Source organism: Atlantibacter sp. (genome assembly GCF_032062175.1).
Classification (GTDB): domain Bacteria; phylum Pseudomonadota; class Gammaproteobacteria; order Enterobacterales; family Enterobacteriaceae; genus Atlantibacter.
Window position 1 is genome coordinate 118,559 of the sequence record NZ_DAMBQK010000004.1, and the last position, 24,752, is coordinate 143,310.

Here is a 24,752-nt window from a genome sequence, read left to right on the forward strand (position 1 = left end):
GGTTGAATGAATGCTCTGAAGCAAAATAGATGGAGTTCTACAGGAACGATTCTGGGGGCTATTGCTCTGATTCTCGGTATTTTCCATTTTTCAGTAGGGCCTTTTCACCCCGCACCAACACTTGAAGGCGTGGTCGCCAGAGAGGTATCAGCCATCAAGAAAGGGATTATTGCGGGCCTGAAAGGCGAAGAAGTCTCTGAGCCCGTTCACCATCAACGCCTTGATGTGGATAAAATTCTGGATAACGCCGGGACCGCGCTGGCAATTGTTGCGCTGATATGCGCCTTTATCGGCGGCTTACGTAAGGAAAATCACTGGGGAATCAGTGGGGCGTTATTTTTTGGCGGAGCCACGCTTGCTTTTCACGTTCTGATTTTTGGTATTGGCCTGGTGTGCGGCATTATTTTGCTACTGCTGATATTCTCCTGGCTTAATGGCACAGGGCTGGGCTAGTCACGTTCGAACAGGTCTCAATCGTTTATGATCGCGGCTCTGATAAGCAAAAAATCCGGAAACGCAGAACGTTCCCGGATTTTTTTACAGCGTTTATTGAGTACGCAATAAACGCCTTTTACCTTAAGCGTAAAACTTATTTCAGACCGGCAGCGTCACGCAGCAGCGCGGCTTTGTCGGTTTTTTCCCACGGGAAATGCTCGCGGCCAAAGTGACCGTATGCCGCCGTCTCTTTGTAGATCGGGTGCAGCAGATCCAGCATCTGGATCAGGCCGTAAGGGCGCAGATCGAAGAATTCGCGAACCAGCAGGGTGAGCTGCTCGGTCGGCACTTTCTCAGTACCAAAGGTTTCCACCATGATGGACGTCGGTTCCGCCACGCCAATCGCGTAGGACACCTGGATTTCACAACGGTCAGCCAGGCCTGCGGCAACGATGTTTTTCGCCACATAGCGCGCCGCGTAGGCTGCGGAGCGGTCAACTTTAGACGGATCCTTACCGGAGAACGCGCCGCCGCCGTGACGAGCCATACCGCCGTAGGTATCAACGATAATTTTACGACCGGTCAGGCCGCAGTCGCCCATCGGGCCACCGATAACGAAACGGCCGGTTGGGTTGATGAAGTATTTGGTGGTTTCGCTCAGCCATTCTGCAGGCAGAACCGGCTTGATGATCTCTTCCATCACCGCTTCGTGCAGGGATTTCTGATCGATGTCTTCTGCGTGTTGAGTAGACAGCACCACCGCGTCGATACCAACGATTTTGTTGTTATCGTACTGGAAGGTCACCTGGCTTTTCGCATCCGGGCGCAGCCACGGCAGCGCGCCGTTTTTACGCACTTCAGCCTGGCGCTGCACCAGACGGTGCGCGTAGGTCACCGGTGCTGGCATCAGCACGTCGGTTTCGTTGGTAGCATAACCAAACATCAGGCCCTGGTCGCCCGCGCCCTGTTCCAAAGGATCGGTACGGTCGACACCCTGGTTGATGTCCGGGGATTGTTTGCCAATCGCACTCAGCACCGCGCAGGAGTTGGCATCAAAGCCCATATCAGAATGCACGTAGCCAATTTCGCGGACCGTGTTGCGGGTGATCTCTTCGATGTCTACCCATGCGCTGGTGGTGATTTCACCGCCCACTAAAACCATGCCGGTTTTCACATAAGTTTCGCAGGCCACGCGCGCTTTCGGATCTTGCTCCAGAATCGCGTCAAGGACTGCATCGGAGATCTGGTCAGCGATTTTATCGGGATGCCCTTCTGATACAGACTCGGATGTAAAAAGGTGTTTAGCCATATTCGTTTAAACTCGGTAATAATTAGTTAACTCAACGTATTGTATTTAAAGCGCTTACCTGCCTTGGGGCAGCGGCTTGCAGGCAATACAGGCGATGAGTGTTAATCCTCTTTTTCTCTTACCGGGCGATGTCGCCTTGTGCAAAGTGTCCTGAAGCACAGTGGGTATATAGATGGATTAACATCTGGACGGCTATTCTAGGTCATTTATTCGTCCCTTTTCCAGCAATTTTTATTCTGCATAAAACCGGCGAAACGGCGGAAATGGCAATATTTCCTGACATCAGCGTCAAACCCACGATTTTTATTTTGCATTTACCCCCTGTTGTCGGTATAAAACGGCGCGCGCGGCTTCCCCGTTTTCGCTTCTGTGGCGAAGGGTGAAAAAAGCGCACGACGATTGTTCGTGTCGCCACTTCCAGCCGGGTTGAGCATTAACCATTAGCTTTGCTTGTCGCTTGCCCATCAAGGTTGGCGTGGAGGTGATACGAAATAATGAATCGGAGTAATCTGCAGAATCTGTCACACCGTTCTGGTGTACTGTTGTCCCTCTCAACCTGCATCCCTTTTTTGCAAACCTGCCGATGTTCTACCCATCTCGGCGCTTCTCAGGATTCCCGGGCCGGTTAACAGCTTGCGATGACTGAACAAGGGCGCTCTTGCTAAGCAAGGGTTTTCTCGTGGTTTCGTCGAACCTGTCATACAGCGTTCGGATACGTGTTTTACAATGATATGAATATGAAACCGGTCGCACAGCGGGGCGGTCAGCGTACTATGCTGCCAGGTCCGGCTGTTTATGGGTTGTTATCGCATTTTAACGCTGCGATAGTAGTCAACTTCGCTATGCCCGACGGTATCGGGTATACACTTTCAACAGAGTTTGAGGTTCGCTATGTCTGACGACATGTCTTCATTTTCGCCTTCGTCAGCAGGCGAACAGGGTGTACTACGTTCCATGCAGGAGGTTGCAATGAGTTCTCAGGAAGCCAGCAAGATGCTGCGCACCTACAACATTGCCTGGTGGGGCAATAATTACTACGACGTCAATGAACTGGGCCACATCAGTGTCTGCCCGGACCCCGACGTCCCGGAAGCCCGCGTGGATCTCGCCAAACTGGTGAAAGCCCGCGAAGCGCAAGGCCAGCGCTTGCCTGCGCTATTCTGCTTCCCGCAGATTTTACAGCACCGCCTGCGTTCTATTAATGCCGCGTTCAAGCGCGCGCGTGAATCCTATGGCTATAACGGCGATTACTTCCTGGTTTACCCGATTAAGGTTAACCAGCATCGTCGCGTTATCGAAACGCTGATCCACTCCGGTGAACCGCTGGGCCTGGAAGCAGGCTCGAAAGCGGAGCTGATGGCCGTACTGGCTCATGCGGGCATGACGCGTTCCGTTATTGTCTGTAACGGCTATAAAGACCGTGAATACATTCGTCTGGCGTTAATCGGTGAGAAGATGGGCCACAAGGTCTATCTGGTTATCGAAAAAATGTCGGAAATCCGCATCGTGCTGGAAGAAGCCGAGCGTCTGAACGTGGTGCCGCGCCTGGGTGTGCGTGCGCGTCTGGCGTCTCAGGGCTCCGGCAAATGGCAGTCCTCCGGCGGCGAAAAATCAAAATTCGGCCTGGCGGCGACTCAGGTGTTGCAACTGGTTGAGATGCTGCGCGAAGCGGGCCGCCTCGATAGCCTGCAACTGCTGCACTTCCACCTCGGCTCGCAGATGGCCAATATTCGCGACATCGCCACTGGCGTGCGTGAATCGGCACGTTTCTACGTTGAACTGCATAAGCTGGGTGTTAACATTCAGTGCTTCGACGTGGGCGGTGGTCTGGGTGTGGATTATGAAGGCACCCGCTCGCAGTCCGACTGCTCGGTGAACTACGGCCTGAATGAATATGCCAATAACATCATTTGGGCGATTGGCGATGCCTGTGAAGAAAACGGCCTGCCGCACCCGACGGTGATCACTGAGTCTGGCCGCGCGGTGACCGCGCACCATACCGTACTGGTGTCCAATATCATCGGCGTCGAGCGCAACGAATACACCGTTCCGACTGCGCCTGCCGAGGATGCGGCGCGTGCGTTACAGAGCATGTGGGAAACCTGGCAGGAGATGCACGAGCCGGGCACCCGCCGTTCGCTGCGCGAATGGCTGCACGACAGCCAGATGGACCTGCACGACATTCACGTGGGTTATTCTTCAGGCGCGTTTAGCCTGCAGGAGCGCGCGTGGGCGGAGCAGCTCTACCTGAGCATGTGCCATGAAGTGCAGAAACAGCTCGATCCCAGCAACCGTGCGCATCGTCCGATCATCGACGAATTGCAGGAGCGCATGGCGGACAAGATGTACATCAACTTCTCCCTGTTCCAGTCCATGCCGGATGCCTGGGGTATCGACCAGTTGTTCCCGGTCATGCCGCTGGAAGGGCTGAACCAGATCCCTGAACGCCGCGCGGTGCTGCTGGATATCACCTGCGACTCTGACGGTGCCATCGATCACTATATCGACGGCGACGGGATTGCCACTACCATGCCGATGCCGGAATACGACCCGGAGAACCCGCCGATGCTGGGCTTCTTTATGGTGGGCGCGTATCAGGAAATTCTCGGCAACATGCATAACCTGTTCGGCGATACCGAAGCGGTTGACGTGTTTGTCTTCCCTGACGGCAGCGTGGAAGTTGAACTGTCTGACGAAGGGGATACCGTGGCGGACATGCTGCAATACGTGCAGCTTGACCCGAAAACGCTGCTTACCCAGTTCCGCGACCAGGTGAAAAACACCGATCTGGACGATGCGCTGCAACAGCAGTTCCTGGAGGAGTTTGAAGCCGGTCTTTACGGGTACACCTACCTCGAAGACGAGTAGTCACCCGGCTGGGTCTGCCTGGCTATACTGATAGTCATGCAGACGCTTGAACCCGGCATGAAACACGGCGATAATTCGCGCCAGCAAACTGACTCTAATCAATCCCTTCCTCGTCGGGCTTAACGACGCGGAGGGGATTTTTTTTACATCGACTTTACGAAAGAGGTCATATCAATGAGCACCTTAGGCCATCAATACGATAACTCTCTGGTATCCAACGCCTTTGGTTTTTTGCGTTTACCAATGAATTTCCAGCCCTACGACAGCGACGCTGACTGGGTGATCACCGGCGTCCCGTTTGATATGGCGACGTCTGGCCGCGCAGGTGGTCGTCACGGCCCGGCGGCGATCCGCCAGGTTTCCACCAACCTTGCGTGGGAGCACAACCGCTTCCCGTGGAACTTCGACATGCGCGAGCGTCTGAACGTAGTGGACTGTGGCGATCTGGTTTACGCGTTCGGCGATGCCCGTGAAATGAGCGAAAAACTGCAGGCCCACGCGGAGAAGTTGCTGGCTGCGGGCAAACGCATGCTCTCTTTCGGCGGCGACCATTTCGTTACCCTGCCGCTGCTGCGCGCTCACGCTAAACACTTCGGTAAAATGGCGCTGGTGCACTTCGATGCGCACACTGACACCTACGCGAACGGCTGCGAGTTTGACCACGGCACCATGTTCTTCACCGCGCCGCAAGAAGGCCTGATCGACCCGAACCACTCCGTTCAGATCGGCATTCGCACTGAATTCGATAAAGACAACGGCTTCACCGTACTGGACGCCTGCCAGGTGAACGATCGCGGCGTGGACGATATTATCGCCCAGGTTAAACAGATCGTTGGCGATCTGCCGGTTTACCTGACCTTCGACATCGACTGCCTGGATCCGGCGTTTGCACCGGGCACCGGCACCCCGGTGATCGGCGGGCTGACCTCCGATCGCGCCATCAAGCTGGTGCGTGGTCTGAAAGATTTGAACATCGTGGGGATGGACGTGGTGGAAGTGGCGCCGGCCTACGACCAGTCTGAGATCACGGCGCTGGCCGCAGCCACCTTAGCGCTGGAAATGCTGTATATCCAGGCCGCTAAGAAAGGCGAGTAATCTGGCTATTTTGCTTGCCATTTTGAACCCGGGCAGTGCTCGCCATCCTCACGTATCGCATGTACGTTCCGGTAGCTGCGCGCTGGCCGAGTCCAAACTGCCTGCGCCAATAACGCCAGATCAAAACCGATAAAAAAGCGCCTTTCGGCGCTTTTTTATTACTTAATCCCATCGGCTTTCATGCGATCGCGAATATGCTGGGCGCGTTCGGCAGAGCCCGGGTGATCGTCAAACATTGAGCTTTGACGGCCCGCTTCCAGCGTCTGGAGCTTTTCGAAACTGGTTGCCAGCCCGATAGGATTGATGCCGCGTTTGCGCAACAGATCATAAGAGTAATCATCCGCTTCGGATTCCTGACGCTGAGAGAACTGTGCGTTAACCAGCTTCTCGCCTAAATCGCCAAGCTGCGACTGTGACAGGCTGCCGATCACGCCGCCCGCCGAGGCGGCGGCAACGCGCGCGGCGTTAGTACCCAGCGCCACCTGCATGCCTTTCTTCACGTGCCCCAGCGCGACGTGGCCCATTTCATGGCCGATAACCGCTTCGACTTCGTTATCGTTCATCATGTCCATCAGCCCGCTGTAAACGCGGATACAGCCGTTCGCCATCGCGAAGGCGTTGACGTCTTTTGCCATGTAAACCTTATAGTTTACCGGCTGGCCGTTGATGTTATCGCCCAGCGCAGAGGCGATGGTATTCAAACGTTGAGCGTACTGGCTGCCCGCAGGCGCAATCGTCGCCTTGCCATCCATCTCTTTACAGGCTTCATCGCTGAGCGCTTTGACCTGCGCATCGCTTAAGGTATACGCCTGAAACGCCTCGGCGCCGGAGGTGAGCAACCCGTTGGAGTCCATATTCTGGCAACCGCTCAGCAGAGCAACGGCAACCAGGCCTGGCAATATCGCGCGCATCTTCATGTGTAGGCTTCCGCTAAAAGTGTCGTAATCAGTTTTTGTTTAGCACATTAACGTGCCGGTAACACTCAGTATAAAGAAGTGCTGAGGGTCTGGGCGAGAAGCTTGCGCAAGCTGCGAGAAGGATCCAGAGATTTCTTAAGCGGTAAAAGGATGCTCCATGTACATAGAAAGCGGCTTGGGTTACATTGTTGTTCAATTTTTCCGGGCGTAGCCCATAACGTGCCATCGTCAAGCCGTTAACACGCTTTGTCCTTTAACTATCCGATCTGGAGTCAAAATGTCCTCTCGTAAAGAGCTTGCCAATGCTATTCGTGCGCTCAGCATGGACGCAGTACAGAAAGCCAAATCCGGTCACCCGGGCGCCCCGATGGGCATGGCTGACATTGCCGAAGTCCTGTGGCGTGATTTCCTGAACCATAACCCGAACAACCCGGCCTGGGCTGACCGCGACCGCTTCGTGCTGTCCAACGGCCACGGCTCAATGCTGATTTACAGCCTGCTGCACCTCACCGGCTATGACCTGCCGATTGACGAGCTGAAAAATTTCCGCCAGCTGCACTCGAAAACCCCGGGCCACCCGGAAGTGGGCTACACCGCCGGCGTGGAAACCACCACCGGTCCGCTGGGCCAGGGCATCGCCAACGCCGTGGGCATGGCTATCGCCGAAAAAACGCTGGCGGCGCAGTTCAACCGTCCGGGCCACGACATTGTCGACCACTTTACTTACGCCTTTATGGGCGACGGCTGCATGATGGAAGGCATCTCCCACGAGGTGTGCTCCCTGGCCGGTACCCTGAAGCTCGGCAAGCTGGTGGCGTTCTATGACGACAACGGCATCTCCATCGACGGCCACGTGGAAGGCTGGTTTACCGACGATACCGCAAAACGCTTTGAAGCCTACGGCTGGCACGTGGTGCGCGGCGTTGACGGTCACGATGCGGACGCGATCAAACGCGCCGTGGAAGAAGCCCGCGCGGTGACCGACAAGCCGTCCCTGCTGATGTGCAAAACCGTTATCGGCTTCGGTTCACCGAACAAAGCCGGTACGCATGACTCCCACGGTGCCCCGCTGGGCGACGCAGAAGTGGCGCTGACCCGCGAAGCGCTTGGCTGGAAACACGCTGCCTTTGAAATCCCGTCTGACATCTATGCCCAGTGGGATGCGAAAGAAGCCGGAGCCGCAAAAGAATCCGCATGGAATGAGAAATTCGCTGCCTACGCGAAAGCCTTCCCGGAGCAGGCTGCTGAGTTTACCCGTCGTATGAAAGGCGAAATGCCGGCTGATTTCGACGCGAAAGCCAACGAATTTATCGCTAAGCTGCAGGCTAACCCGGCGAAAATCGCCAGCCGTAAAGCGTCCCAGAACGCCATCGAAGCCTTTGGCCCGCTGTTGCCGGAATTCCTCGGCGGCTCTGCTGACCTGGCCCCGTCCAACCTGACGATCTGGTCCGGCTCGAAAGCGATTAACGAAGACACTGCCGGTAACTACATCCACTACGGCGTGCGCGAATTCGGTATGACCGCTATCGCCAACGGTATCGCCCTGCACGGCGGCTTCCTGCCGTACACCTCCACCTTCCTGATGTTCGTGGAATACGCCCGTAACGCGGTGCGTATGGCGGCCCTGATGAAACAGCGCCAGGTGATGGTTTATACCCATGACTCCATCGGCCTGGGTGAAGACGGCCCGACCCACCAGCCGGTAGAGCAGACCGCTTCTCTGCGCGTGACCCCGAACATGTCCACATGGCGTCCGTGTGACCAGGTGGAATCCGCAGTGGCGTGGAAATACGGCGTTGAGCGTCAGGACGGCCCGACCGCGCTGATCCTTTCCCGTCAGAACCTGGCGCAGCAGGAGCGTACTGAACAGCAACTGGCAGACATCGCCCGTGGCGGTTACGTACTGAAAGATTGCGACGGCCAGCCGCAGCTGATCCTGATCGCCACCGGTTCTGAAGTTGAACTGGCTGTAGCGGCATGGGATCAACTGTCAGCGGAAGGCGTGAAGGCGCGCGTGGTTTCCATGCCGTCTACCGACGCGTTCGAGAAGCAGGATGCGGCGTACCGTGAATCTGTGCTCCCGAAAGCGGTTGCTGCGCGTGTGGCGGTTGAAGCGGGTATCGCTGACTACTGGTACAAATACGTCGGCCTGAACGGCGCCGTTGTCGGCATGACCACCTTCGGTGAGTCTGCTCCGGCAGAGCAGCTGTTTGAAGAGTTCGGCTTCACCGTGGAAAACGTGGTGAAACAGGCGAAAGCGATTCTGTAATTCGCCAGAGTAAAATATGAGGGCCGCTGATGCGGCCCTTTTTTATGCGTTAACCAGAAGCTGTTCCGGCGAGCCGTCCTGGCTGATTCGCCCCTCGCTGAGCCGGACCACGCGCGGAAAGTGGCGGCGTGCGAAATCGTAATCATGGCTGATGGCGACGATGGTATCACCGCGCCGTTTACAGCCCGTGAGCCAGCGCTCGAAAATGGCCAGCCAATACGCGTCAAAATCCCGGCTCGGTTCATCCAGTAAAATCAGCGGCGGCGCCATGGCTTCCAGACTGGCAACCGCCACCATCCGGCGTTGCGCCACATGCAAATCCAGCGGGTGCGCCTGCGCGATTTTCTCCAGCCCGCATAGCGCCAGGGCCGCTTCGGTACGCTGGCGTATTTCCGCTTCAGGCCGTTTCTGCAATCGTAAGCCAAACGCCACTTCGGTATAAACCTGGCTGTGGAGGATCTGGTGTTCCGCTTCCTGAAACAGTACGCCGATAAGCCGGGCGCGTTGCCGGGCTTTCAGTGTCGCCAGCGATTCGCCCTGCACGTGGATCTCGCCCTGAGTCGGTTGAAGTAACCCAGCCATCAGACGCAGCAACGTTGATTTGCCTGCGCCGTTATCGCCGATCAGCGCGACGCTTTCTTGTGGCGCAACCGCTAACGATAGCGCGTTGAGGCAGGATTGCGCTGTTTTCGACCACGAAAAATCAATCTGGTTTATCTTCAACATAACGGCGTGAGCTCTCCTGCCTTCAGTTGCCAGGATGCCTGGCAATAATCGAGAAACGGCTGGCGGTTGCGCTCAAACAGCACGATCAGCGCCTGCCGCTGCTGGGCCCATGCGGCAAGCACCGTTAATATCCGCCGGGTCGCCTGCGGTGTTAAGCGACTGAAGGCTTCATCCAGCAGCAGCAGGCGGGGCCGCATCGCCAGCGCGCTGGCGATCACCACGCGCTGGGATTCGCCGCCCGACAAGGTTGCAGGATGCCGATGGCGCAGCGCCTGGCAGTCGGTCAGCGTCAACGCCTCATCGATGCGTTGCAGGATCTCCTGTTCCGTCAGACAGAGGTTTTCCGGTCCGAAAGCCACTTCTTCCTCCACGCTAAAGGTACAGCCGGAAAGTTGCAGGGCAGGGGATTGCTGCACCAGTTGCACGGTTGGCGATTGCTCGACTAAAGATTGTAGGCCGATGGGCTGACCGAGCAACTGGCCTTTGCCGCTGATTTCACCGGGCAGAAAATCGGGATACCACCCGGCAAGCAGTTGGGCGAGGGTGCTTTTTCCGCTGCCGTTGCCGCCGAAGATCGCCACCACTCCCGGCAGCGAATAGTGGAAATTGAGTCTGCCCGAGGGCTGTGTTGCATGGCGCGGGCAATAGCAAAAATCGTCTAGCGTAACCATAGCCAGGCTCCCGTTTGCGCAAACATCAAAGCAATAAGCCCGTAGCGCGCAATGCGTTGAAGGGCGCTGTCCGCAGGAGCCCAGAGCGTAGTGCGGCGTGGATGCAGGCGAAACCCACGCATATCCAGCGCCGCGCCGCGTACCGCTAAATCATTCAACGCATTATGGGTCAGCGGAACGATCAGCGCCGGAATGGCACGCAAGCGCTGATGCCAGCGGCCATCAAGCGGCACACCGCGCGCCCGTTGTGCTTCGTTGATGCTGGTAAGCTGGCGCTTAAGTTGTTCCACTACCAGCAGTGGCCCGGCAAAGACATAGGCGATGCCCGGCGGCAGGCGGCTTGCGAACAGGGCGCGGGTAAACTGGCGGGCCGGAACAAATCCCATCCACAGTTGTGAGGTGGAGACTATCGCCAGAATGCGCAACCACAGCGTGGTGGCGTCTGCCCAACGTTGGGCATCGCGCGGCTGGCCGCTGATCCACTCGGCTAGCCAACCGCCGTGAACAAGCCATAAGCCCGCACCCAGCGAAAACATCAGCCAGGCGACGTATCGCGCCCTGGGGCGCGTCGCCTTAAACATCAGCAATGAGACAAACGCCGTGGCGCTATAAATAGTCAGAACCAGGCCAGCGGGAAGCAGGAGCGTGGCGCAAGCGGCCCACGCCCACAGCGTTAATGAGGTAAACGGGTGCATTTACCGCACAGCCGACATGGTCGGGAAGTGGCGGGTTGTGCGCAGAGGAAGCTGGCGCAGCAGGATCCAGACGATCACCGCCGTCAGGATTTTATCCACCAGGTTGGCACCCAGCACCGTCACAGCAACAGACTCCACCAGGTTCTGGCCCATCGAGTGCATCCAGGCGACGAACAGATCAGCGCCGCTGCCGGTCACGCCCGCAAACAACGCGGTACGCAAAGGAACCGCCACCACGGTCACGGCGAGGGTGATGATCACGCCGCTGACGATCACTTTCGGCAGGGTGCGGAACCAGCCTGCTTTCGCCAGCCATCCGGCCACCAGGCCAATCACCATCGCCACCGGCGCGAAAGCTGCGGCGATGGGGTCGGTAAGCAGGCCCCAGATCAGGTTAGTGATAAGCCCGGTCAGCATGCCGATTAACGGGCCGAGCAGCACGGCGCTGATCAGCGTGCCGATGGAATCGAGGAAAATAGGCAATTTCAGCATGCTGATTAATTGCCCGCCGATCATGTTGATGGCGATGGCGATAACGATAAGTGCCAGCGTTTGACTGGAAAATTGGCGCTGAGCCATAAAATGACCTCTTGTTAGATTAGTAACGGGGATGGACGACCAGTTCTTCGTAACTGGAAATTTCACAGGGTTGGCGGCTAAAGGTCAGCGCCGTTAGCTCGCCGATAATAATTTCCAGCGTAGTGCGAACGGTGCAGCCAGGCATCATATGGCCGCCGAGCATCGCGCCTTGTGGATCGGAAATAGAAAGATGTAAATGCTCGCCGGTAAGTTCCAGCGTCCCGCTCAGGGATATTACCTCCCAGGTGCCGCGCAGCTGGGTGGTTTCTTCCCGCCCCGCATAACGCAGCGCGACATCGGTCATACTGCCGGTACACCCGGCAATCCAGGCGGCGTGCAGTTGATGGTGTTGAATAAATGCGCGTAACTGGCTTAGTACCTCGTCGCCGGGAAGCAGACGTAACGCGTAAAAGCGCGCCCCGGAAGCGGGTGAAGATGTAAGAGATGTTTTTGACATGGATTCGGGTTACTCCGAGACTCGGACGTGAGGCTGATAATATAAGGACGCAAGAAATGAATTGCTGATATAAATCAGGAAACGGGAGCCAGAACAAACAATAGATCCAGCAATGCTTAGCGATAATTCTGCGATTGGAATAATTTGCTGGTCGGATTTGCAGGAAAGTGTGATGCAGATCAGATATCAGTTTTTGTTCACGCCTGATGAATATCTTTTATTCCGCGTTTCGCTTATCCTAGCTGAAGCGTTTCAGTTTGTATTTCGCTCGACAAATAAACGGTTGGCATGGGTTTATGGTCGGCAAGCATTCCCCTGGTGACGTCGCTGCATTACCCTGTCAGCCACTTCTCTCACCTGGAATGCCTTGCAGGGGATATATGACATTACGCATTGCGGTAAACGGGTTCGGGCGCATTGGGCGCAACGTGGTTCGCGCGTTATACGAATCCGGGCGTCGTGCGGAAATCACACTGGTGGCCATCAACGAGTTAGCCGATGCCGAGGGCATGGCGCACTTGTTAAAATACGACACCACGCACGGACGCTTTTCCTGGGATGTTCGCCAGGAATGTGAACAACTCTGGATTGGTGATGATGTGGTCCGGCTTCTTCATCACCGTGAGCTTCAGGATTTGCCCTGGCGTGAGCTGGGTATTGATGTGGTGCTGGACTGCACCGGGGTTTACGGATCGCGCGCCGATGGCGAAGCCCATCTGGCGGCGGGGGCGAAAAAAGTGCTTTTCTCCCACCCCGGAGGTAATGATTTAGACGCCACGGTGGTGTACGGCGTCAACCATGACGCGTTGCTGGCGGAGCATCGTATTGTCTCCAACGCCTCATGCACCACCAACTGTATTATCCCGGTGATCAAGCTGCTCGATGAAGCTTTTGATATTGATTCCGGGACCGTGACGACGATCCACTCGGCCATGAACGATCAACAAGTTATCGATTCCTGGCATTCAGATTTGCGTCGTACGCGGGCGGCCAGCCAGTCGATTATTCCGGTGGATACCCGGCTGGCGGCGGGGATTACGCGTATTTTCCCCAAATTTAACGACCGTTTTGAGGCCATTGCCGTTCGTGTGCCGACGATTAACGTCACTGCCATTGATTTAAGCGTGACGGTGAACAAAGCGGTTAAAGCCTGTGAAGTCAACGGGTTGCTGCAAAAAGCGGCGCGAGAGACATTTCGTGGTATAGTTGACTATACGGAGTTACCGTTGGTCTCAAGTGATTTTAACCACGATCCGCACAGCGCTATTATTGATGGCACTCAAACGCGGGTTAGCGGTTCGCATCTGATCAAAACGCTGGTCTGGTGTGATAATGAATGGGGCTTTGCTAACCGAATGCTCGACACGACGTTAGCGATGGCCGCTCAAGGTTTCCGGTAAGGTGCAATTTGTGCCTGCAAAACTTTAAGAATCAACGAGAGGATTCACCATGTCTGTAATTAAGATGACCGATCTGGATCTGGCAGGTAAACGCGTACTGATCCGTGCCGATCTGAACGTGCCGGTTAAAGAAGGTAAAGTGACTTCTGATGCCCGTATCCGCGCATCGCTGCCGACCATCGAAATGGCCCTGAAACAAGGCGCGAAAGTGATGGTAACCTCTCACCTGGGTCGCCCGACCGAAGGTGAATACAACGAAGAATTCTCTCTGCTGCCCGTTGTTAACTACCTGAAAGACAAACTCTCCAACCCGGTCCGTCTGGCTAAAGACTACCTGGACGGCGTAGACGTGGCTGAAGGCGAGTTAGTGGTTCTGGAAAACGTTCGCTTTAACAAAGGCGAGAAGAAAGACGACGAAACGCTGGCGAAAAAATACGCTGCGCTGTGCGACGTGTTTGTGATGGACGCATTCGGTACTGCGCACCGCGCGCAGGCGTCTACCCACGGTGTGGGCAAATTTGCCGATGTGGCTTGCGCAGGCCCGCTGCTGGCAGACGAACTGGAAGCGCTGGGTAAAGCCCTGAAAGAGCCGGCTCGCCCGATGGTGGCTATCGTTGGCGGTTCTAAAGTTTCTACCAAACTGACCGTACTGGATTCACTGTCTAAAATCGCCGATCAGCTGATCGTCGGCGGCGGCATCGCTAACACCTTTGTGGCTGCCCAGGGGCACAATGTGGGTAAATCCCTGTACGAAGCGGATCTGGTAGATGAAGCTAAACGCCTGCTGAGCACCTGCGATATTCCGGTTCCGACCGATGTTCGCGTAGCAACTGAGTTCTCTGAGACCGCTGAAGCGACCCTGAAATCTGTTGCTGACGTGAAAGATGGCGAACAGATCCTGGATATCGGCGACGTTTCCGCACAGAAACTGGCTGAAATCCTGAAAAATGCCAAAACCATTCTGTGGAACGGCCCGGTTGGCGTGTTCGAATTCCCTAACTTCCGTAAAGGTACCGAAATCGTGGCTAACGCCATCGCAGACAGCGAAGCGTTCTCCATCGCAGGCGGCGGCGACACGCTGGCAGCCATCGATCTGTTCGGTATTTCCGACAAAATTTCCTACATCTCTACTGGCGGCGGCGCATTCCTTGAGTTCGTGGAAGGCAAAGTGCTTCCAGCCGTAGCTATGCTCGAAGAGCGTGCTAAGAAGTAAGCGTTGAACAGGCGGGGAAACCCGCCTGATTTTCAAATAACTTTTCTACCCAATGGATTTTAGGTCGCAGGAAGGCGGCAAAACGATGCGCTGATTTGAAGCTACGGTTTCGGATGCGCCGGTTTAGCCATCACGCCAGCGGCGCGAATGACAACGGGTAAAAGATGGTCGACGATACAGGACAACCTAAACATGTCTAAAATTTTTGATTTCGTAAAACCGGGCGTAGTCACGGGTGATGACGTACAGAAAATCTTCCAGGTGGCTAAAGAGAATAACTTTGCTCTGCCAGCGGTTAACTGTGTAGGCACCGATTCCATCAACGCAGTGCTCGAAACCGCTGCAAAAGTTAAAGCTCCGGTCATTGTTCAGTTCTCTAACGGCGGCGCTGCGTTTATCGCGGGCAAAGGCCTGAAAGCAGAAGGCCAACAGGCTGCGATTCTTGGCGCGATCTCTGGCGCGCATCACGTGCATCAGATGGCTGAACACTACGGTGTGCCGGTGATCCTGCACACTGACCACTGCGCGAAGAAACTGCTGCCGTGGATCGACGGTCTGCTGGACGCGGGTGAGAAACACTTCGCAGCCACCGGCAAACCGCTGTTCTCTTCTCACATGATCGACCTGTCTGAAGAGTCTCTGGAAGAGAACATCGAGATCTGCTCTAAATACCTGGAGCGCATGTCCAAAATGGGCATGACCCTGGAAATCGAACTGGGTTGCACCGGTGGTGAAGAGGACGGCGTGGACAACAGCCACATGGACGCTTCTGCACTGTACACCCAGCCGGAAGACGTGGATTACGCGTACACCAAACTGAACGCTATCAGCCCGCGCTTCACCATCGCAGCTTCTTTCGGTAACGTTCACGGCGTTTACAAGCCGGGTAACGTAAAACTGACCCCGACTATCCTGCGCGATTCTCAGGACTATGTGTCCAAAAAACACAACCTGCCGCACAACAGCCTGAACTTCGTGTTCCACGGCGGTTCCGGTTCTTCTGCTCAGGAAATCAAAGATTCCGTCAGCTATGGCGTGATCAAAATGAACATCGATACCGACACCCAATGGGCGACCTGGGAAGGTATTCTGAACTATTACAAAGCTAACGAAGCGTATCTGCAAGGTCAGTTGGGCAACCCGAAAGGCGAAGACCAGCCGAACAAGAAATACTACGATCCGCGCGTATGGCTGCGTTCTGCCCAGACTTCTATGATCACCCGTCTGGAGCAGGCTTTCAAAGAACTGAACGCGGTTGACGTTCTGTAATTTGCAGCGCTAACGCCTGTCTATAAAACCCGCCTTGTGCGGGTTTTTTCTTAATTTCTCCCGCTAAACCCGCTTCGGTATGCTATTTCTGTGAGCAACTTGGCACACTTCCCTGTTTTTGTTTACCCTTTATAAACCGTGATTCAAAGCCCAGCGGGGCAGTGAAGACCCTAATTAGCGATAGCAAAAGGAACCGTGAATGGAAGATTTGAATGTTGTCGACAGCATCAACGGTGCTGGCGACTGGCTGGTGACCAACCAGGCGCTGCTGTTGAGTTATTTAGTTAATATCGTTGCGGCCATCGCGATTATTATCGTGGGTATGATTGTGGCGCGCGCGATTTCCAATACCGTCAACAAGCTGATGCTGGCGCGCCATATTGATGCCACCGTGGCGGATTTCCTGTCCGCGCTGGTGCGTTACGGCATTATCGCGTTTACGCTGATTGCCGCGCTGGGGCGCGTGGGCGTGCAGACGGCCTCGGTGATCGCCGTGCTGGGTGCTGCGGGTTTAGCCGTGGGCCTGGCGTTGCAGGGGTCGCTGTCGAACCTGGCGGCGGGTGTGCTGTTGGTCACCTTCCGTCCGTTCCGCGCCGGGGAATATGTCGATCTCGGTGGGATTGCAGGCACCGTGCAGCACGTGCAGATTTTCTCGACCACATTGATCACTGCCGACGGTAAATACGTGGTGGTACCAAACGGTAAGATTATCGCAGGCAACATTATTAACTTCTCTCGCCAGCCGGTACGCCGTAACGAGCTGGTGATCGGCGTGTCCTACGATGCGGATATCGATCGCGTCCGCGAGATCCTGACCGATATCGTGATGTCCGATGAACGTATCCTGCCGGATCGCGAAAGGACGGTACGAATGAACGAGTTGGGCGCTTCCTCTATCAACTTCGTGGTTCGCGGCTGGAGCAAAAGCAGCGATTTGCAGGACGTTTACTGGGATATCCTTGAGCGCGCCAAAAAAGCGCTGGATGCCGAGGGGATTAGCATCCCGTATCCGCAGATGGATGTGAACGTCAAACAGCTGGCACAGCCTAAGCAGGAACAACCAGAGAGGCCGCAACGCGAGCCTAAGCCTTCTGCAATTATTACTGAATCGACGGCGCAGGATATTAAAGCCCCGTCTTTCGAGAAGCCTAAAGATACGCTTTAAAACGACAAGGGCCAGCATATTGCTGGCCTTTTCGTTTTAATAATAAATGTTGCTGCTTAATAAAATCCAAATTAAAAGTTTCAATTAGAAATGGTTATTTCTGAATATATGATAATTTATGAGGAATGTAATTTAGTACGTTAAAACACTCGCGACTCTCTCTGCGCCGGAAAGTAATTATAATTCCCTTGGTTTTTAACCAAAACACCAAAAGGGAAATACTCATGAAAAACATTAAATCGACGTTAGCAATAAGCGCGCTTATATTTTCAGGCGGCGTATTCGCAGCGGGAACAACGGATGATACATCCGCAACCCTGACAATCACGGGCGCGGTTAACGCCTCTGCGCACTGTGACTTATCGCTCTCCCAGAGCACGTTGCCTGTTTCAGCAGATATCGACCATTTGATAGACCAGGGTTATAAAAATTATGATGAAAGCGGGCCGCAGTTGTTAATTTATTTAACCGGCGGGCAGGCATGCAGTGACTTAGTGAATCAAGGAAAAGTTGTTTTACACTTTATCGGTGAGGCAGACACGAGCCTTGGTACTGTCATAAGAAATGACGACACTTCTGCTGAAGGTGCCAGAGGCGTAGGCGTAGGCATATTTGATAGTGAGCACACGCCAATCAACCTCAATCAGAATGTATTAAAAGCGACCGGACAAAATAACTCGATTTTTTTACAAATGGTTAAGTTGCGAAATCAAACGGCAACTACGGGTAATTATCAGGGGTCGTTAATGATTCAGGAGGAACAACTATAAATAATTAAATGCCCCTCTTTGAGGGGCATTTAATTACCGGGTCTTGATTGTGGCATGTTTATTAATTTTGCTAATGGGATATTATTTTTATCCATTTCAGTTAATGACCAGCAACTTGTATAGTGCCTGCTGTTAAGAACATTCAGGACAGCAAAAGATGTTATCTTTTTACTTTCAAGGGCTTGCTCTTGGCGCAGCCATGATCCTCCCCTTAGGCCCGCAAAACGCGTTTGTAATGAACCAGGGCATTCGCCGCCAGTATCATTTAATGATTGCGCTGCTCTGCGCTATCAGCGACTTAGCGCTGATTTGCGCAGGGATTTTCGGCGGCAGCGCGATTTTGATGCAGTCGCCGTGGCTGCTGGCGTTAGTCACCTGGGGCGGCGTCGGTTTTTTACTGTGGTATGGCTGGGGCGCGTTTCGTACTGCGATGAGCCAGAATATCGAACTGGCCAATGCCGAAGTGATGCGCCAGGGGCGGCTGCGTATTATCGGCACGCTGCTGGCGGTAACCTGGCTGAACCCGCATGTTTATCTCGACACTTTTGTGGTGCTGGGCAGTTTGGGTAGCCAACTCGAAGAAGGGCCAAAACGCGCCTTTGCGTTAGGCACGGTCAGCGCGTCGTTCCTGTGGTTTTTCGGGCTTGCGCTACTGGCTGCCTGGCTTGCGCCGCGTCTGCGTACCGCCAAAGCGCAGCGGATTATCAATGGGGTAGTCGGGCTGGTCATGTGGGTGATTGCTTTCCAGTTGGCGAAAGATGGCGTTAACCATTTGTCACACCTGATTAACTAATCTTTCTCTTATAGACATTCGCACGGCAGCGGCTAAGCTTGCACGTGGCGCCCGTGTTATTTCCGGGCGTGTGATCTGGAACGTACACGGAGGAAGAACAGTGAAGTTTAAAGTGATGGCCCTGGCGGCAATGATTGGATTAGGCGCGGGTGGCGTACAGGCGAACGAACTGCCTAACGGCCCACATATCGTGACGTCAGGGACGGCCAGCGTCGATGCGGTGCCGGATATCGCGACACTCGCTATCGAAGTGAATGTTTCAGCTAAAGACGCCGCCGCAGCTAAAAAACAGGCTGACGACCGCGTTGCGCAATACCTCACTTTCCTGCAGGAAAACGGGGTAGAGAAAAAAGATATCAATTCGGCAAATTTGCGTACCCAGCCGGATTACGACTACCAGAACGGCAAAAGCATTCTTAAAGGCTATCGCGCGATCCGTACCGTTGAAGTCACTGTACGCCAGCTCGATAAGCTTAATAACTTGCTCGACGGGGCGTTAAAAGCGGGCCTGAACGAAATTCGTGCAGTCTCCTTAGCCGTAGCGGACCCGGAGCAATACAAAGATAAAGCGCGTAAAGCGGCGATTGATGACGCCACCCACCAGGCGCAACAGCTGGCGGAAGGTTTCGAAGGCAAACTCGGCCCGGTTTACAGCGTGCGTTATCATGTTTCCAACTATCAGCCGAGCCCGGTGGTTCGCATGATGAAAGCAGACGCCGCGCCTGCGGTATCCGCTCAGGAAACCTACGAGCAACCGACCATTCAGTTTGACGATCAAGTCGATGTGGTGTTTGAACTGCAGCCAGGTCAGGGGCAGACCACCACGCCTTCGCAAACCGCGCAGTAATAACAACAAACCCGCCAACTGGCGGGTTTGTTTATACCTGGCGCAACACTCTGTGTCCGTATTCCAACAGTGCATCGGTGACGTTGCGCATCATCCGGCTTTCCGGCGCAAAACGGTGCCAGTAGAGCATCCGGCGCTGAAACAGGCCCGGCGTCAGGTCGATTAGCTCACCGCTTGCCAGCTCTTTTTCAATCTGCAGATGCGGGATCATACAGCAGGTGGTGCCCTGACGCGCCAGTTGCACAAAGGCTTCAGACGAGTTGACGATGTGGCAGGGTACGCTGCCCGGCGACAGGTCGAAGTTCTGCTGCAAAAACGCCTGATGCATATCGTCCAGATGATCGAACGCCACGGCAGGGGCTTTCAGCAATGCGGCGCGGGTAACGCCGTTAGGGAAATAGCGTTCCGCAAAGGCTTTCGAGGCCACAAACAGGTAATCCAGCGCGCCCAGTTGATCCACAAGGCAGCTTGGCAGCGGTTGGGGCTGAATACTCACCGCGCCGACCACTTCGCCGCGACGCAGGCGTTCCTGGGTACGGGTTTCATCTTCGACCTGAAGATTGAGGCGAATCGGCGAATCCACCAGCACCGGCGCTAACGCTGGCAGCAGCCACGTCGCCAGACTGTCGGCGTTGACCGCCAGCGACAGCAGCAGCGGCGTCGAGCCGGTTTGCTCATCCCCCAGCCACTCATCTTCCAGCAGCTCCACCTGGCGCAGCAGTGCCAGCAGTTTTTGCCCTTGTTCGGTCGGGCGGGGCGGCACGGTACGCACCAGCAACGGCTGGCCGAACAGAATCTCCAGTTGCTTTATCCGCTGCGACACCGCCGATTGAGTGATGCACAGTTTCTGCGCCGCGCGCTCAAAACCGCGTTCACGAATGACTGCGTCCAGCGCCTGCAATGTTCTGTAGTCCGGGCGTTTCATGTCTCGGGGCTGCTCCTGAATTCCTGATAATCGGTACTATTGGGCACTATGACATAATTTTCCCGGCGTTACCGACAAAAACAGAATCTGGCGGATATTTGCCGCGCCAATAGATACCCCTTTTCGTCACGCCTTGTTCTATAATGCGCCACAGATTTCATACCACAGGCAAAAGACCATGACGCAGGATGAACTGAAAAAAGCAGTGGGTTGGGCAGCGCTTCAGTATGTGCAGCCCGGCACCATCGTAGGAGTGGGTACAGGATCGACCGCCGCACATTTTATTGATGCGCTTGGCACCATTAAGCATCAAATCGATGGCGCGGTTTCAAGCTCTGATGCTTCCACCGAAAAACTCAAGGCGCTCGGCATTACCGTTTACGATCTCAACGAGGTGGATTCGCTGGGGATCTACGTTGACGGCGCTGACGAGATCAACGGCCATATGCAGATGATCAAAGGCGGTGGCGCGGCGTTAACCCGCGAGAAAATCATAGCCTCGGTGGCGGAGAAATTTATCTGTATCGCGGATGCGTCCAAACAGGTGGATATTCTTGGCGCGTTCCCGCTGCCGGTGGAAGTGATCCCGATGGCCCGCAGCTGCGTGGCGCGTCAACTGGTTAAGCTGGGCGGCCGTCCGGAGTATCGCCAGGGCGTGTTGACCGATAACGGCAACGTGATCCTTGACGTGCATGGCCTTGAAATCATTGACCCTGTGGCGCTGGAAAACGCAATTAACAGCATTCCGGGTGTGGTCACGGTAGGGCTGTTTGCTAACCGTGGCGCTGACGTCGCACTGATCGGCACCGCCGACGGCGTGAAAACTATCGTGAAATGATCTGAGCGGGGTACGAAAGTACCCTGTTCCAGAAAAAAATTTCCCCTGGGAAATTTGGTGACATCTGTCACAATTACGACACACTCCTGTCATTCCTTTCGTCTTTATTCTTTCGGGCAATATTTTATTCTGGCTTTTGCAGTTGGATGATATTTCTTCAAAATCGTGACGCAAACGTTCATATTGCCGGGCCGCGAAATTTTGATATGTTGGCAGAAGGGTGACTTATTACCCAGCACAACATCAGCTCAGAATAACAGGGTCGGGAAATGGCAAAAGTATCACTGGAAAAAGACAAGATTAAATTCTTACTGGTGGAAGGTGTTCACCAGAAAGCCATCGATAGCCTGCGCGCAGCAGGGTATACCAATATCGAATATCACAAAGGCGCGCTGGACAGCGAGCAACTGAAAGAGTCCGTCCGTGATGCCCATTTCATCGGCCTGCGATCCCGTACTCATCTGACTGAAGAGATCTTCGCTGCGGCGGAAAAACTGGTGGCGGTAGGCTGTTTCTGCATCGGCACCAACCAGGTTGATTTGCAGGCGGCGGCGCGTCGTGGCGTGCCGGTGTTTAACGCGCCATTCTCTAATACCCGTTCGGTTGCCGAACTGGTGATCGGCGAACTGCTGCTGCTGCTGCGCGGCATACCTGAAGCGAACGCCAAAGCGCACCGCGGTATCTGGAACAAACAGGCGGCGGGTTCTTTTGAAGCGCGTGGTAAAAAACTGGGGATCATCGGCTACGGCCATATCGGCACCCAACTGGGCATTCTGGCGGAATCGCTGGGCATGCACGTTTACTTCTACGATATCGAAAGCAAGCTGCCGCTGGGCAACGCCACGCAGGTACAATTTCTCTCTGAACTTCTTAACATGAGCGACGTGGTTAGCCTGCATGTGCCGGAAAACGCCTCCACCAAAGATATGATTGGCGCGGAGCAGCTGGCGCTGATGAAGCCGGGCTCGCTGCTGATCAACGCCGCGCGCGGCACCGTGGTAGATATCCCGGCGCTGTGCGATGCGCTGTCACGCAAACATCTGGCGGGTGCGGCAATCGACGTATTCCCGACCGAACCGGCTACCAACAGCGATCCGTTTAACTCACCGCTGTGCGAATTCGATAACGTGATCCTGACGCCGCACGTGGGCGGCTCCACCCAGGAAGCGCAGGAAAACATCGGCCTGGAAGTGGCAGGTAAACTGGCGAAGTACTCTGATAACGGCTCGACCCTGTCAGCCGTGAACTTCCCGGAAGTGTCGCTGCCGCTGCACGAAGGGCGCGTCAGCCGTCTGCTGCACATTCACGAAAACCGTCCGGGTATTCTGACCGCTATCAACCAGATCTTCGCTGAGCAGGGCGTGAACATCGCGGCCCAGTATTTGCAAACCACGTCGCAAATGGGTTATGTGGTGATTGATATCGATGCGGAGGAAGATGTTGCGTTTAATGCACTACAGGCGATGAAAGCGATCCCGGGCACCATCCGCGCGCGTCTGCTTTACTGATTTTTCTGAATTGAAAAAGCCCACTTCGGTGGGTTTTTTTATTGCCATTCCAAGGTAGCGGTCGGCGTGATCACGGCGGGCAGTGGGATATCCCACTCTTCAACCGGCAGGGATTCTACATGCTGGCAATCATGGGCATAGCCAACCGGGAAAAGGCCGTGTTGACGCCAGTTTTGCAGCGTGCGGTCATAAAAGCCGCCGCCCATGCCGAGGCGCTGACCAGCGGAATCAAACGCTACCAGCGGGGTAACCAGTACATCGAGTTGGTGGAGCGGTAAAACGTGGCGCACATCCAGCACTGGCTCATGAATTTTAAACTGATTGAGCACCAGATCGCTGTCAGGAAAGTAGCGCAGAAACAGCAGATTCCCCGGACTAAACGGATGCAGTACCGGCAGATAGACTTTTTTACCTGCGCGCCATAGCCCTTCGATTAATGGCCGGGTATCCAGTTCGCCATCGAAAGAGAGAAACAACGCCACGGTGTGCGCCTCAACAACCGGCGCAAACGCCATCATACGTGCGGCACCCTGCTGGGCGGCGTGCAACTGTTGCTGCTGGGTAAGGGATTTTCGGCGTAATCTGATCTGCTGGCGGATTTGCTGGCGCGTTGAAATGGGTAAAGGCTGTTGGATCATGAAACAGTATCCTTCAGTGTGAAGGTGTCGCTGTTGGCGTGGCTGATTAGGTAGGGAAGGGAATCTCCGAGATGCCGCCGCAGGCTGTAACCCTTGAACCCTTGGTTCAAGGTGAATGTGTCGTCATGGTCTTAAGGCTTCTCGGACGAACCGAGCATGCTCACCGACCGTGGAGCGCCACATTCTGTTGGTATGAAATATCGGCTCAGGGGACTGGCCCGCTTGCGAACATCTCAGAGAAATTTTTTCTTCACGGTCACTCTACCATAGTAGACCCTGAAGTGTTATTCAAACTTCGGCCCTGTTCTCTCACTTATGCGACCTTGCTCAAGTAATGCCTGTTCAATGGTCTGCTGGAGCATTCTGATACGCTGTTCCATGCTTTCAGCGTAGTCGCGAGTCTTGGCCTTTTCCTGCGTTAGTTCATAGCAAATGTTGAGTGCTGCGATGAAGACTAACTGCTCGGTATTTGTGACTCTAGTGCGAACTTTTAAATCTTGCAACCGTTGATTCAGCTCTTCTGCAGCCTGATTCAACGCATCTTTTTGTTCAGGCGGACAATTCACCCGCAGTGAACGCCCAAAAATTTGGATATCGACTGGTTGTGCAGACATTCCACCTTCCTGCTGTTGACTCGCCTGCTACCGCAGCCGGGGCTGCGAAGGGGCGACACTATAGCTACCCTTATATGAAGATACAAGCCCTTTTCTGGTATCCCCAGGGCCCAAAGTGGTAGCATAACACGAACTTTTCCTCCCAACGACGATGAATGCGCATGTCTATACAGAACGCTTTACCTGGTTACGATGACGTTAACCAGTTACTCACCCAACAGGGTGTGGGACTGACGCCCGCCGAAATGCATGGCCTCATCAGTGGGATGCTGTGCGGCGGCAACCATGACAGTAGCTGGCAGCCGCTGTTGCACGACCTGACCAACGAAGGTCTGGCCTTTGGTCAGAACCTGGCGCAGGCGCTGCGCCAGATGCACTCCGCCACCAGCGATTCGCTGGAAGACGACGGTTTTCTGTTCCAGCTCTACCTGCCGGATGGCGATGACGTCACGGTATTTGACCGCGCCGATGCGCTGGCGGGCTGGGTTAACCACTTCCTGCTGGGCCTCGGCGTTACCCAGACTAAGCTGGATAAAGTTACCGGCGAAACCGGCGAAGCGATTGACGATCTGCGCAATATCGCCCAGTTGGGTTACGATGAAGAAGAAGATCAGGAAGAATTAGAAATGTCTCTGGAGGAGATAGTCGAGTACGTCCGCGTTGCCGCGCTGCTTTGCCACGACACCTTTAGTCGCCAGCAGCAGCCGACCGCGCCGGAAGTGCGTAAACCGACACTCCATTAATTTTCGTC

At 54.9% G+C, this 24,752-nt stretch carries 25 protein-coding genes and 1 other RNA gene; 15 read left to right on the plus strand and 11 right to left on the minus strand.

Translation table 11 applies throughout. From position 1 onward, the window contains the following. The first annotated feature begins 6 nt into the window (after window positions 1–6). The gene (locus RT120_RS05980) at window positions 7–453 is read left to right on the plus strand and encodes a hypothetical protein (RefSeq protein ID WP_312980665.1); all 447 of its coding nucleotides are present in this window, start codon (window positions 7–9) and stop codon (window positions 451–453) included. Between the two features lie 136 nt (window positions 454–589). On the opposite strand, the gene metK is transcribed toward RT120_RS05980, so the two are convergent. Further along, a complete protein-coding gene (gene metK / locus RT120_RS05985; RefSeq protein ID WP_312980668.1) occupies window positions 590–1,744 on the minus strand; it encodes a methionine adenosyltransferase in 1,155 nt (384 codons plus the stop codon). Between the two features lie 737 nt (window positions 1,745–2,481). Between metK and yqgB the strand changes: the two genes are divergently transcribed. The 3 genes from yqgB (at window position 2,482) to speB (ending at window position 5,707) form a co-directional block, all read left to right on the plus strand. Next, a complete protein-coding gene (yqgB, locus tag RT120_RS05990; protein WP_409515027.1) occupies window positions 2,482–2,643 on the plus strand; it encodes an acid stress response protein YqgB in 162 nt (53 codons plus the stop codon). Continuing rightward, the gene (gene speA, locus RT120_RS05995; protein WP_312980674.1) at window positions 2,636–4,612 is read left to right on the plus strand and encodes a biosynthetic arginine decarboxylase; all 1,977 of its coding nucleotides are present in this window, start codon (window positions 2,636–2,638) and stop codon (window positions 4,610–4,612) included. The genes yqgB and speA overlap by 8 nt, the downstream gene beginning before the upstream one ends. A gap of 174 nt (window positions 4,613–4,786) precedes the next feature. Further along, window positions 4,787–5,707, plus strand: a complete 921-nt coding sequence (gene speB, locus RT120_RS06000) for an agmatinase (protein WP_312980676.1) — start codon at window positions 4,787–4,789, stop codon at window positions 5,705–5,707. Between the two features lie 158 nt (window positions 5,708–5,865). Here the strand turns inward: speB and RT120_RS06005 are convergent, their stop codons facing one another. Continuing rightward, a complete protein-coding gene (locus RT120_RS06005) occupies window positions 5,866–6,624 on the minus strand; it encodes a M48 family metallopeptidase (RefSeq protein ID WP_312980677.1) in 759 nt (252 codons plus the stop codon). 277 nt (window positions 6,625–6,901) lie between these two features. Here RT120_RS06005 and tkt point away from each other — a divergent pair, with 277 nt between their 5' ends. Then, window positions 6,902–8,893: a transketolase gene (tkt, locus tag RT120_RS06010; protein ID WP_312980680.1), complete on the plus strand. Its 1,992-nt coding sequence runs from the start codon at window positions 6,902–6,904 to the stop codon at window positions 8,891–8,893. A 42-nt stretch (window positions 8,894–8,935) separates the two neighbouring features. Here the strand turns inward: tkt and RT120_RS06015 are convergent, their stop codons facing one another. The 5 genes from RT120_RS06015 to RT120_RS06035 are packed head-to-tail and all read right to left on the minus strand — an operon-like array spanning window position 8,936 to window position 12,021. Next, window positions 8,936–9,619, minus strand: coding sequence for an energy-coupling factor ABC transporter ATP-binding protein (locus RT120_RS06015; RefSeq protein WP_312980683.1), 684 nt, complete (start codon window positions 9,617–9,619; stop codon window positions 8,936–8,938). After that, window positions 9,613–10,290, minus strand: coding sequence for an ABC transporter ATP-binding protein (locus RT120_RS06020; protein WP_312980686.1), 678 nt, complete (start codon window positions 10,288–10,290; stop codon window positions 9,613–9,615). Before RT120_RS06020 ends, RT120_RS06015 begins: the two co-directional genes overlap by 7 nt. Next, window positions 10,278–10,985 (minus strand): energy-coupling factor transporter transmembrane component T, encoded by a 708-nt coding sequence (locus RT120_RS06025; RefSeq protein WP_312980689.1) that lies wholly within the window; start codon window positions 10,983–10,985, stop codon window positions 10,278–10,280. The genes RT120_RS06020 and RT120_RS06025 overlap by 13 nt, the downstream gene beginning before the upstream one ends. Beyond that, entirely contained in the window at window positions 10,986–11,564 is a 579-nt protein-coding gene (locus RT120_RS06030) for an ECF transporter S component (protein ID WP_125293241.1), read from the minus strand. It lies immediately after the preceding gene. 19 nt (window positions 11,565–11,583) lie between these two features. After that, entirely contained in the window at window positions 11,584–12,021 is a 438-nt protein-coding gene (locus RT120_RS06035; protein ID WP_312980690.1) for a DNA-binding protein, read from the minus strand. A gap of 380 nt (window positions 12,022–12,401) precedes the next feature. Between RT120_RS06035 and epd the strand changes: the two genes are divergently transcribed. The 7 genes from epd to RT120_RS06070 all read left to right on the plus strand — a co-directional run bounded on the left by epd (window position 12,402) and on the right by RT120_RS06070 (window position 19,478). Next, window positions 12,402–13,421, plus strand: a complete 1,020-nt coding sequence (gene epd / locus RT120_RS06040; protein WP_312980692.1) for an erythrose-4-phosphate dehydrogenase — start codon at window positions 12,402–12,404, stop codon at window positions 13,419–13,421. A 49-nt stretch (window positions 13,422–13,470) separates the two neighbouring features. Beyond that, window positions 13,471–14,634, plus strand: coding sequence for a phosphoglycerate kinase (gene pgk / locus RT120_RS06045; protein WP_312980694.1), 1,164 nt, complete (start codon window positions 13,471–13,473; stop codon window positions 14,632–14,634). A gap of 192 nt (window positions 14,635–14,826) precedes the next feature. Next, window positions 14,827–15,903, plus strand: a complete 1,077-nt coding sequence (gene fbaA, locus RT120_RS06050; RefSeq protein WP_312980696.1) for a class II fructose-bisphosphate aldolase — start codon at window positions 14,827–14,829, stop codon at window positions 15,901–15,903. A gap of 199 nt (window positions 15,904–16,102) precedes the next feature. After that, a complete protein-coding gene (gene mscS, locus RT120_RS06055; protein ID WP_312980698.1) occupies window positions 16,103–17,068 on the plus strand; it encodes a small-conductance mechanosensitive channel MscS in 966 nt (321 codons plus the stop codon). 224 nt (window positions 17,069–17,292) lie between these two features. Continuing rightward, window positions 17,293–17,838, plus strand: a complete 546-nt coding sequence (locus RT120_RS06060; protein WP_312980700.1) for a fimbrial protein — start codon at window positions 17,293–17,295, stop codon at window positions 17,836–17,838. 157 nt (window positions 17,839–17,995) lie between these two features. After that, window positions 17,996–18,631 (plus strand): arginine exporter ArgO, encoded by a 636-nt coding sequence (gene argO, locus RT120_RS06065; RefSeq protein WP_312980702.1) that lies wholly within the window; start codon window positions 17,996–17,998, stop codon window positions 18,629–18,631. Window positions 18,632–18,731: 100 nt separating this feature from the next. Continuing rightward, window positions 18,732–19,478, plus strand: a complete 747-nt coding sequence (locus RT120_RS06070; protein ID WP_312980705.1) for an oxidative stress defense protein — start codon at window positions 18,732–18,734, stop codon at window positions 19,476–19,478. Between the two features lie 31 nt (window positions 19,479–19,509). On the opposite strand, the gene argP is transcribed toward RT120_RS06070, so the two are convergent. Next, window positions 19,510–20,403: a DNA-binding transcriptional regulator ArgP gene (gene argP / locus RT120_RS06075; protein ID WP_312980707.1), complete on the minus strand. Its 894-nt coding sequence runs from the start codon at window positions 20,401–20,403 to the stop codon at window positions 19,510–19,512. Between the two features lie 178 nt (window positions 20,404–20,581). Here argP and rpiA point away from each other — a divergent pair, with 178 nt between their 5' ends. After that, window positions 20,582–21,241, plus strand: a complete 660-nt coding sequence (rpiA, locus tag RT120_RS06080; RefSeq protein ID WP_183170162.1) for a ribose-5-phosphate isomerase RpiA — start codon at window positions 20,582–20,584, stop codon at window positions 21,239–21,241. Between the two features lie 269 nt (window positions 21,242–21,510). Beyond that, window positions 21,511–22,749 carry a phosphoglycerate dehydrogenase gene (gene serA, locus RT120_RS06085; RefSeq protein ID WP_312980709.1) on the plus strand — a complete coding sequence of 413 codons (1,239 nt, stop codon included), beginning with the start codon at window positions 21,511–21,513 and terminating at the stop codon, window positions 22,747–22,749. 38 nt (window positions 22,750–22,787) lie between these two features. On the opposite strand, the gene RT120_RS06090 is transcribed toward serA, so the two are convergent. The 3 genes from RT120_RS06090 to zapA form a co-directional block, all read right to left on the minus strand. Continuing rightward, a complete protein-coding gene (locus tag RT120_RS06090; RefSeq protein WP_312980712.1) occupies window positions 22,788–23,387 on the minus strand; it encodes a 5-formyltetrahydrofolate cyclo-ligase in 600 nt (199 codons plus the stop codon). A gap of 59 nt (window positions 23,388–23,446) precedes the next feature. Further along, window positions 23,447–23,630: non-coding RNA, 6S RNA (gene ssrS / locus RT120_RS06095), on the minus strand. Window positions 23,631–23,671: 41 nt separating this feature from the next. Next, on the minus strand, window positions 23,672–24,001 hold the full coding sequence (zapA, locus tag RT120_RS06100; protein ID WP_002434440.1) for a cell division protein ZapA: 330 nt from the start codon (window positions 23,999–24,001) through the stop codon (window positions 23,672–23,674). A gap of 161 nt (window positions 24,002–24,162) precedes the next feature. Here zapA and RT120_RS06105 point away from each other — a divergent pair, with 161 nt between their 5' ends. Further along, window positions 24,163–24,744 (plus strand): YecA family protein, encoded by a 582-nt coding sequence (locus RT120_RS06105; RefSeq protein ID WP_312980715.1) that lies wholly within the window; start codon window positions 24,163–24,165, stop codon window positions 24,742–24,744. Window positions 24,745–24,752: the final 8 nt, after the last annotated feature.